This window comes from Clostridium sp. DJ247, from assembly GCF_014231265.1.
In genome coordinates this window covers 90185-99868 of record NZ_JABAIW010000009.1, presented here as the reverse complement: position 1 = coordinate 99868, position 9684 = coordinate 90185, and the positions used below count along the sequence as shown (strand labels likewise).

At 32.9% G+C, this 9684-nt stretch carries 11 protein-coding genes and 3 tRNA genes; all 14 read left to right on the top strand.

Features of this window, described 5'->3' with window-relative positions; all coding sequences use genetic code 11:
• Positions 1-116: 116 nt before the first annotated feature.
• The 14 genes from HGI79_RS05825 to carA all read left to right on the top strand — a co-directional run bounded on the left by HGI79_RS05825 (position 117) and on the right by carA (position 9562).
• Positions 117-191 (top strand) — tRNA-Gly (locus HGI79_RS05825).
• Between the two features lie 5 nt (positions 192-196).
• Positions 197-270: transfer RNA gene (locus tag HGI79_RS05820), tRNA-Gly, on the top strand.
• Between the two features lie 40 nt (positions 271-310).
• A tRNA-Arg gene (locus tag HGI79_RS05815) sits at positions 311-387 on the top strand.
• Between the two features lie 158 nt (positions 388-545).
• On the top strand, positions 546-1115 hold the full coding sequence (locus HGI79_RS05810; protein ID WP_185649722.1) for a xanthine phosphoribosyltransferase: 570 nt from the start codon (positions 546-548) through the stop codon (positions 1113-1115).
• Positions 1116-1174: 59 nt separating this feature from the next.
• Positions 1175-1354: a hypothetical protein gene (locus HGI79_RS05805; RefSeq protein WP_185649721.1), complete on the top strand. Its 180-nt coding sequence runs from the start codon at positions 1175-1177 to the stop codon at positions 1352-1354.
• A 174-nt stretch (positions 1355-1528) separates the two neighbouring features.
• Positions 1529-1771, top strand: coding sequence for a DUF3343 domain-containing protein (locus tag HGI79_RS05800; protein WP_185649720.1), 243 nt, complete (start codon positions 1529-1531; stop codon positions 1769-1771).
• 330 nt (positions 1772-2101) lie between these two features.
• Positions 2102-3022: an aspartate carbamoyltransferase gene (gene pyrB / locus HGI79_RS05795; protein ID WP_185649719.1), complete on the top strand. Its 921-nt coding sequence runs from the start codon at positions 2102-2104 to the stop codon at positions 3020-3022.
• A gap of 23 nt (positions 3023-3045) precedes the next feature.
• Positions 3046-3477 (top strand): aspartate carbamoyltransferase regulatory subunit, encoded by a 432-nt coding sequence (locus HGI79_RS05790; RefSeq protein WP_185649718.1) that lies wholly within the window; start codon positions 3046-3048, stop codon positions 3475-3477.
• 302 nt (positions 3478-3779) lie between these two features.
• Entirely contained in the window at positions 3780-4961 is a 1182-nt protein-coding gene (locus tag HGI79_RS05785; RefSeq protein ID WP_185649717.1) for a dihydroorotase, read from the top strand.
• Positions 4962-4981: 20 nt separating this feature from the next.
• Positions 4982-5854 (top strand): orotidine-5'-phosphate decarboxylase, encoded by an 873-nt coding sequence (gene pyrF / locus HGI79_RS05780; protein WP_185649716.1) that lies wholly within the window; start codon positions 4982-4984, stop codon positions 5852-5854.
• Positions 5855-5880: 26 nt separating this feature from the next.
• A complete protein-coding gene (locus tag HGI79_RS05775) occupies positions 5881-6621 on the top strand; it encodes a dihydroorotate dehydrogenase electron transfer subunit (RefSeq protein ID WP_185649715.1) in 741 nt (246 codons plus the stop codon).
• Positions 6622-6655: 34 nt separating this feature from the next.
• Complete coding sequence (locus HGI79_RS05770; protein ID WP_185649714.1) at positions 6656-7552, top strand: dihydroorotate dehydrogenase; 897 nt, start codon at positions 6656-6658, stop codon at positions 7550-7552.
• Positions 7553-7662: 110 nt separating this feature from the next.
• On the top strand, positions 7663-8244 hold the full coding sequence (gene pyrE / locus HGI79_RS05765) for an orotate phosphoribosyltransferase (protein ID WP_185649713.1): 582 nt from the start codon (positions 7663-7665) through the stop codon (positions 8242-8244).
• Positions 8245-8500: 256 nt separating this feature from the next.
• Positions 8501-9562, top strand: coding sequence for a glutamine-hydrolyzing carbamoyl-phosphate synthase small subunit (carA, locus tag HGI79_RS05760; RefSeq protein ID WP_185649712.1), 1062 nt, complete (start codon positions 8501-8503; stop codon positions 9560-9562).
• Positions 9563-9684: the final 122 nt, after the last annotated feature.

The window sequence follows — 9684 nt, the reverse complement described above, 5'->3', positions numbered from 1 at the left end:
ATTGGCAGACGCACTAGACTTAGGATCTAGCGCCAACGGCGTGGGGGTTCGACTCCCTTCACCTGCACCATTTAATAAACTACAGTTTATTAATAATAGTACAAAAATTAATATTTGCGGGAGTGGCTCAGTGGTAGAGCGTCACCTTGCCAAGGTGAACGTCGTGGGTTCGAATCCCATCTTCCGCTCCAAACATGCGGGTGTAACTCAATGGTAGAGTGCCAGCCTTCCAAGCTGGTTACGAGGGTTCGATTCCCTTCACCCGCTCCAATTTAAAACTTAAGATAAAGAATTATAATGAAGGCTGTAGGCGCCCATAGCTCAGCTGGATAGAGTGATGGACTTCGAATCCAGAGGTCGCAGGTTCGACTCCTGCTGGGCGCGCCAAAAATAAATTTTATAATATTGGCATTGCGTAGGTTTTTACCTTATATCATAATAATTATAGCTTCTAGATTATATCTAGAAGCTTTTGTTTTACTTTATAATTTGACAAAAAACAACAAAATTCTTTGATTAACAATAACTTTATAAAGGAGATAAATATGGAACTTCTTAAGAATAAGATTATAAATGATGGAAAAGTAATAGAAAATAAAATATTAAAGGTTGATAGTTTTTTAAACCATCAGTTGGATGTTGATTTATTTAATGAAATAGGTAAAGAATTTAAGAAAAGATTTAAAGATAAGGAAGTATCAAAAATATTAACTATAGAAACTTCAGGAATAGCTATAGCTTGTATAACTGCTCAATATTTTAATGTGCCAGTAGTATTTGCAAAGAAAAACGCTGGAAGCAATATAGGTGAGGACATTTATGAAGCAAATGTATATTCCTTTACTAAAAACAAAGAATATAAAATAAAGGTGTCTAAGGAATACATACAACCTGAAGATAAAGTTCTAGTAATAGATGATTTTCTTGCTAGTGGTAGTGCAATATCAGGACTTATTGAAATATTGGACAATGCTAATGCTGAAGTTGCAGGAGTAGGAATAGTTATCGAAAAATCTTTTCAACGCGGTAAAGATTTTATGACTGAAAGAGGGATACAACTTGAATCTTTGGCTGTAATCGACGATATGAAAGATGGTCAGGTTAAATTTAGATAAATATATTCATATATTAATAGGTGTGTCATTGTGTGGACTTATAGGGGCATATATCTTTGGTGGATCAGACATTATTAGGTTTAGACTTTCAAGGAATCTCACTTCAAGTGTCTCAGTATTTAATAGATATGTTGCTTTATGTAGTTACTGTAGCTATCTTAGTAGTAGTTTCACTAAAAAAGCAAAAAAATGCACCACCTAAGGGATTAACTGTACCTTACTTTAGAGAAGATAGATAGTATAAAAATAATGAGTAACAAAGTTAAATAACCTATAGTAATATATTATTGTAAGATACATTAAGTTTTAGAATTAGCTTCAGCTGTAGATACGGAACTTTTAAATTAAATTTAAAAGTTCCACATCTATAAGCAGGAAATTGATGGTATAATAATTTTAATATAGGTGATGAAATGGGCAAGGCTAAAAATTATATTCTTTTTCCTTCTTTGACTGAAGGGATGAAATTAGAAACCTTACTACAAAAAGAAAGGCTTAAGTACGATATAGTATCAGTGCCTAGTAAGATTGGATCAGCCTGTAATATATCTATCATGTATAATAAGAAGGATGAAGAGAAGATAAAGAAACTAGCAGATAAATATGGAGTAAAAATTTTAGGGTTTTATTCTCTAGATAAAAAAGGTAAACATTAATTTGTACAACAAAAATGAACCAATATGTTTTGTAAGGTATAGATATAGCGTCATATGGGCACTACTATTGATAAAGGACTGGCAGCTTGAAGCAATATATTGACTTTATATATAATTTGTGTTATCCTAAATTAGATAAAAGTTAATATTATAAATAACCTTTAAGACTGGTCCTGTGAGGCCGGGAAGGCCATAAAATTAGTAATTAATAAGTCAAATTATACATAGATAATTTGATTTTAGAGTATAGTATAAGTATGCCTTCCGTTAGGAAGGCATTTTTTATACCTTTAAATTTAGCACAGAGAGGCTAAGAAGGAGGAAATATACATGTTAAAAGGAAGACATTTAATAGATTCTTTAGATTTTAATGTAGAAGAAATAAAAGAAATTCTTGAATTAGCACATCAAATTGCTTCAAATCCAGAGGAATATCTGCATATTTGTGAAGGTAAATTACTTGCTACATTATTCTACGAACCAAGCACTAGAACAAGATTTAGCTTCGAAGCTGCAATGTTAAGACTTGGAGGAAAAACTATAGGATTTTCCGAACCAAATTCAAGTTCAGCAGCAAAAGGCGAAAGTATAGCTGATACAGTAAGAGTAGTTGGAAGCTATGCTGATATTATAGTTATGAGACATCCAAAGGAAGGAGCACCAAAGGTTGCATCTATGTATTCAAGCGTACCAATAATAAATGCCGGAGATGGTGGTCATCAACACCCAACACAGACACTCACAGATCTTCTAACAATTAAATCTGTAAAAGGAACCTTATCTAATTTAACTATAGGATGTTGTGGAGATTTAAAGTTTGGAAGAACAGTGCATTCTCTAATAAAAACCATGTCAAGATTTGAAAATAATAAGTTTCTCTTAATATCTCCTAATGAATTGAAAATTCCAGACTATATAAAGTCAGAGTTGAATAGAAATAACATACAATATGAGGAAGTAGAAGAACTAGATGATGTTATAGGTAAATTGGATATACTATATATGACAAGAGTTCAAAAAGAAAGATTCTTCAATGAAGAAGACTATATAAGACTTAAAGACAGTTATATATTAGATGAAAATAAGATGAAAAAAGCATCTCCTGATACCATTGTACTTCATCCACTGCCAAGAGTTAATGAAATTGCTTGTGAGGTGGACTCAGATCCTAGAGCATTCTATTTTGAACAGGCTAAGTACGGAATGTATGTAAGAATGGCTTTAATTGCAAAATTACTTGGAATGAAATAAGGAAATTAAAAGGGGGAGAAAAGATGCTTACAGTAAATAGTATAAAAAATGGTATAGTAATTGATCATATAAAATCTGGATATGGGATAAAGATATTTAACTATTTAGGATTAGATAAAGTAGATTATTCTGTTGCCCTTATTATGAATGCGGAAAGCCCAAAGCTTAAAAGGAAAGATATAATAAAAATAGAGAATAATATAGAATTAGATTTTACTGTATTAGGATTTATAGATCCTAACATAACCATAGATATTATAGAAAATGAAACAATAAAGAAAAAAATTAAGTTAGAACTACCTAGTAAGGTTGAAAATATAATAAAATGCAAAAATCCAAGGTGTATAACTTCAATTGAAGAAAATATAGCTCATGTGTTCTACCTAGTTGACGGTGAAACTGGAGAATATAAGTGTAAATATTGTGACGATATATATAAGGTTTCAGATATTTAATAAAATACGCAGTCACATATACAATTGAGAAGTTTATCCGATGACTACCCGCTCTAATACTCTTATTTTTATAGGAAACTCCTCTTTAGAGGAGTACTCACAGAGTAAGCGACCATATCAAAATCACAGATTTTGCCTCTTTGCTTAACTGGGAGTAAAGAGCGGCTACGTCCCTGGATTCGTTCAACTAAGAATCAGCTGGAATTAAGACCCCATCTGATTCAAGTTTCACTTTATCTGTATATATATTTATATTTAACTAATACTTATAATTATACATGGGTTGAAAGGATGATAAAAATATGGAGCTATTAATTAAAGGAGCAAGAGTAATTGATTATTGCCACAACTTTATTGGAGATGTATATATAAATAATGGTATAATTTCTGAAATCGGAGAAAACTTAAATAAGAATTGTAGTATTATAGATGCCAAAGGACTTACTCTTATGCCATCCTTCGTAGATCTTCATGTACACTTTAGGGATCCGGGGTTAACCTATAAAGAAGATATTGAAAGTGGAAGTCTTGCAGCTGTCAGAGGTGGTTATACATTAGTTAACTTAATGGCAAATACAAACCCAGTATGCAGTACCATGGATACAGTTAATTATGTATTAGATAAGGCTAAAGATATAGGACTTATAGATGTTCATCAAACAGTTTCTATAACAGATAACTTTGATGGAAAAACTACATCTCATATAGATAAGCTTCATGAATCTGTAAAGGTATTGTCCGAAGATGGAAAAGATGTTATGGATAGTAAGGTAATGCTTGAAGCTATGATGAAGGCTAAGGAAAGTAATAAAATAGTGATGTGCCATTCAGAAGAGCATAATCTAACAGAAATAAGCACTAGACTAGCAGAAGATACTATGACTTGGAGAAACATAGCTTTAGCACAGTTTGCAGGGTGTGCCGCACATATAGCCCATGTAAGTACTAAGGGATCTATGGAATATATAATAGAAGCTAAAAAGAAAGGCTATAAGATTACTTGCGAAGTAGCTCCTCATCACATAGCTCTTTGTAACAGTGATTACAGGGTAAACCCACCTATAAGGGAAAAAGAAGATGTAGACTATTTGATAAATGCCATAAAAGATGGATGGGTAGATGCTATAAGCACAGATCATGCTCCACATACTAAGGAAGATAAGGAAAATGGAGCTCCAGGAATATCTGGAATAGAGACAGCTTTTTCTATATGCTATACAGCTTTAGTGAAGCAGGGACATATAACTTTGAATGAGCTTTCAGATATTATGTCAAGAAGACCAGCAGCATTGCTAGAAGCTAGAAAGGGAAAAATAGAAATAGGATATAATGGAGATTTAGTATTGGTAGATACTGAAAAAGAATATGTAATATCATCTGAAGATTTTCAATCAAAAGGGAAGAATACACCTTTTAATGGGAAAAGGGTGTTTGGACAGATTTTAAAAACAATAAAAAATGGTAAAGTAGTTTTCGACTTATAAATGAATGGAGTGGGACTTTTATGATAATAGATAGATTGTATGAATCTGTAAGAGATAAAGGACATGTATGTGTTGGAATGGATACTGCAGTAGAGTATATACCGCAGGAAATACTGAATAAATATACTTCCATAGAGGATGCAATTTTTGAGTATAACAAAACTATTATAGATTATACTATAGACTTAGCTGCATGTTATAAACTTCAGATAGCCTATTACGAAGCGTTGGGGTTGTCTGGATTAAGAGTTTACAAAAAAACTCTAGATTATATAAGAGAAAAAAATGCATTAGCTATTGCAGATATAAAAAGAGGAGATATAGCTAAAACTGCAGAGATGTATGCTAAAGCTCACTTTAGTGGAGATTTTGAAAGTGATTTTGTAACGTTAAACCCTTACATGGGATTAGATGGTGTGGAACCATACTTACCATATATAAAAAATGAAGAAAAGGGTGTATTTTTACTAATAAGAACATCTAATAGTGGAGCTGAAGATATACAGTACATAAAAACTAGTGCTAATAGAAGAGTTTATAATATTGTGGGGGAAAAAATACAGCAGCTTGGTGAGAAATACTTAGGAAGCTGTGGATATAGTTCTATAGGTGGTGTAGTAGGTTGTACTCACGTGGAAGAAGGAATAGAGATAAGAAAAAGTTTAGATAAAACTTTTTTCTTGGTACCTGGGTACGGAGCTCAAGGTGGAAAAGCTGAAGATGTAGCACTTTACTTAAATAAAGGAAATGGTGGAGTTGTTAACTCATCCCGAGGTATACTTCTTGCATATAAGAAATTTGAAGACGGAGAAAAGAAATATGGAGAATATGCTAGAGAAGAAGCTATACGTATGAGGGAAGATATATTAAGTGCTGTTGAAAAAACATATTAATTTTTAGTGTAAGGATGGTAAAATTAATGGAAAAGCTAAATGTACGCTATTCTTCTGTAGAAGTATACAAAAATATGGAAATATCTCAAGGCATATTTGAACTTACCATAAAGGGCAGCTTTCAGGGTAGGCCTGGACAGTTTTATATGGTTAGATCTTGGGATAAAGAACCTATACTATCTAGACCAATAAGTATATATCATATTGATGAAGAATCTTTGGTTTTCCTGTATCAAGTAGTTGGACAGGGCACTATAGCACTAAGCCAGCTGAAGAGCGGAGATAAAATGCAAGTTATGGGACCCTTTGGAAACGGGTTTGATTTAGACAAAATAAAAGGAAATGTAGCTATAGTATCTGGGGGAATTGGAGTTGCCCCTATGTACTATGTAGCAGAAAAGCTTAGTAATTGTAAGATAGATGTTTATGCAGGCTTTAGAGATATGCCATATGCTTTAGATGGATTTAAAGCATATGTTAATACAGTTAACGTAGCTACAGAAAATGGAGTAGTGGGTCATAAAGGATATATAACAGAAATATTTAACCCAAAAGACTATGATGTGGTTTTATGTTGTGGACCAGAAGTAATGATGGAGAAAGTAGTTAAGATATGTGAAAGCAGCGGAGTACCTGTTTATGTATCTTTAGAAAAACACATGGCCTGTGGAGTTGGTGCTTGCCTTGTTTGTACCTGTAAAACTAAAAGTGGAAACAAAAGAACCTGCAAAGATGGTCCTGTATTCCTAGGCAGCGAATTATTATAGTAGAGTTAAAGCTATAAAAGAGGAGGATTATAAAATGCAAAAAGTTAACATATGTGGAGTAGAATTTAAAAATCCTATAATTGCTGCCTCTGGAACCTTTGGTTTTGGAGAAGAATACAATGAGTTTTATGATGTATCAAAGCTTGGGGGAATAAGTTCCAAGGGACTTACAATAAACCCAAAAGAAGGAAATGACGGAATTAGAGTATTCGAAACAAGAGGCGGAATGTTAAATAGTGTAGGACTTCAGAATCCAGGTGTAGATCATTTTATAGAATATGAGCTAGGTAAGATGAGAGAATTTGATACTGTGGTAATAGCTAATTTAGGTGGTGGAACTACTGAAGATTACATCAGTGGAGTGGAAAAACTAAATTCTTCAAAGATAGATATGTTAGAGCTTAATATATCTTGTCCTAATGTAAAATGTGGAGGAATGGCTTTTGGAATAAAATCTGAGGTAGCTTATGAAATTGTAAAAGAAGTAAAAAATATATGTTCAAAGCCTTTAATTGTTAAGCTTTCACCTAATGCAGAAGATATTGTAGATATGGCATATAAATGCTGTGAAGCAGGAGCTGACGCACTATCCTTAGTAAATACATTTAAAGGAATGGCAGTAGATATAAGAAGAAGAAAACCTATATTTGATAACATAACAGCAGGATTATCAGGTCCAGCTATAAAACCTATAGCACTTAGAATGGTGTATGAAGTATGCAAAGCAGTTAACATCCCTGTAATTGGCATGGGAGGCATAAGCTCTTGGCAGGATGCTATAGAATTTATAATGGTAGGAGCACATGCAGTTCAAGTAGGAACAGCTAACTTTATTAAACCAGATATCTGCGTGGATATCATTGATGGCATAGAGCAATATATGAAAAAAGAAAACATAAAAAACCTAGAAGAAATTAGAGGCATTATATAGGGGCTAGGGGCGAAATTTAACTTATACGACCGGATATTTTAAATTTCAAGTCTCGAACCTATATAAAGAACAAAATAATAAAGATAAAAATAGATTTGGAGGAAAGTAATATGGGAAATAAGGATGAAATGATTATAGATACATTAAAAGAGGCTGGTGCTTTGTTGGAAGGACATTTCTTGTTATCTTCAGGAAGACACAGCGATAGATATTGTCAATGTGCAAAGCTTCTACAATATCCAGATAAAGCGGAGAAGGTTTTGGCAGTGGTTGCTGATAAGATTAAAGATGTAGATTTCGATATCATAGTTGGGCCTGCTATGGGAGGAGTAGTTGTTTCTTATGAATTAGCTAGACAAACTAAAAAGCCAGGAATATTTGCAGAGAGACAGGATGGAGTAATGACAATAAGAAGAGGCTTTGAAATAACTGAAGGTCAAAAGGTTATAATATCAGAGGATGTAATAACTACAGGAAAATCTTCTCTAGAAGTAGCTGAGGTTATAAAAAGCTTAGGCGGAGAAGTAGTAGGACTTTGCTGTATAGTTGATAGAAGAGCGGAAGCAGTAGATATGCCATATCCTATATACAGTGCTATTCAATTAGATATAAAAAGTTATGAAAAAGAAAGTTGCCCTATGTGTGTGGAGGGGAAACCTTACATAAAACCAGGAAGCAGAAATATAAAATAATAATTATTTCATGGTTATAATATGAAATAATAGTTTTATAAAATATGCATAAAAGCAGCCTGCTAATTATTAATCTTAGTAGGCTGTTTTTATACATATATGGCGTAATACCTAATATCATAGTCATTGACAAAAGTTAGACCTTATGATATTATGTGTATAAATATGAGTTTTGTTGAATAAAAATTACAAAATGTTTAAAATAGGAAGTTTCTTGAAAATAGAGTTTATAAAAATTTAAATAGAGGTGGATAACATGAAGGGGCTATTATATTTGTCGGATGGAACTATATATGAAGGCAAAGGTTTTGGTAAAAAAGGTACATCCGTTGGAGAATTAGTTTTTAATACATCAATAACAGGGTATCAAGAAATACTTACAGACCCATCTTATGCAGGGCAGATAATCACAATGACCTATCCATTAATCGGAAACTACGGAGTAAATAGTTCTGAAGATGAATCTACCAAAATTCATGCTAAAGGTTTTATTGTTAAGTCTATTTCAAACAACCCATCTAATTATCTAAGCGAAAATACTGTTGATCATATGCTAAAAAAAATGAATGTGGTTGGAATATACGGATTAGATACTAGAAGCATAACTAAAAAGGTAAGAAACGTTGGTGCTATGAAATGTGTTATATCAACAGAGGAATTAAATAAAGAACAATTGAAACAATATTTTGATGGCACAGATTTACAAGAATACTATATGGATGAGGTTAGTACAAAAGAACCTATTCACATAGAGGGTAAAGGTCATAGGGTTGTAGTGTTAGATTTCGGAGTTAAAGCAAATATAGTTAACAATTTAAGGCGTAAAGATTGTGATATAACAATATTACCTTATAACACATCCTTTGACGAAATAGGAAAGCTTAATCCTGAAGGGGTATTATTAAGTAATGGACCTGGAGATCCAAAGTCAGTAGATGTAGCTATTAATACCGTAAAGAAAATAGTTAACAAGTATCCTACCTTTGGTATTTGTTTAGGGCATCAGATACTTGCATTGGCTATGGGCGGAGATACCTATAAGATGAAGTTTGGACACAGAGGCGGAAATCATGGAGTTTATGACATTGAAAAAGACAAAGCATATATAACTGCTCAAAACCATGGATACGCAGTGGATTCAGAAAGTATAAAAGATAAAATGGTAATAACCCATATAAATTTAAATGACAACACTGTTGAGGGAATAAGACATAAAGACTTACCTGTATTTTCAGTTCAGTTTCATCCAGAAGGTGCACCAGGACCAGAGGATTCTGCATATTTATTCGATAAATTTATAAAATCAATGGAGTCATAGATAATCATGCCCGAAATTTAACTTATACTCCGGAATATGATGCCAAACTTCGGCACGTTAAAAACTTTTAATCAGTCTAAAGCTCGTGTTTTAAGCAGAGAGCCAAAATCTGTGATTTTGTG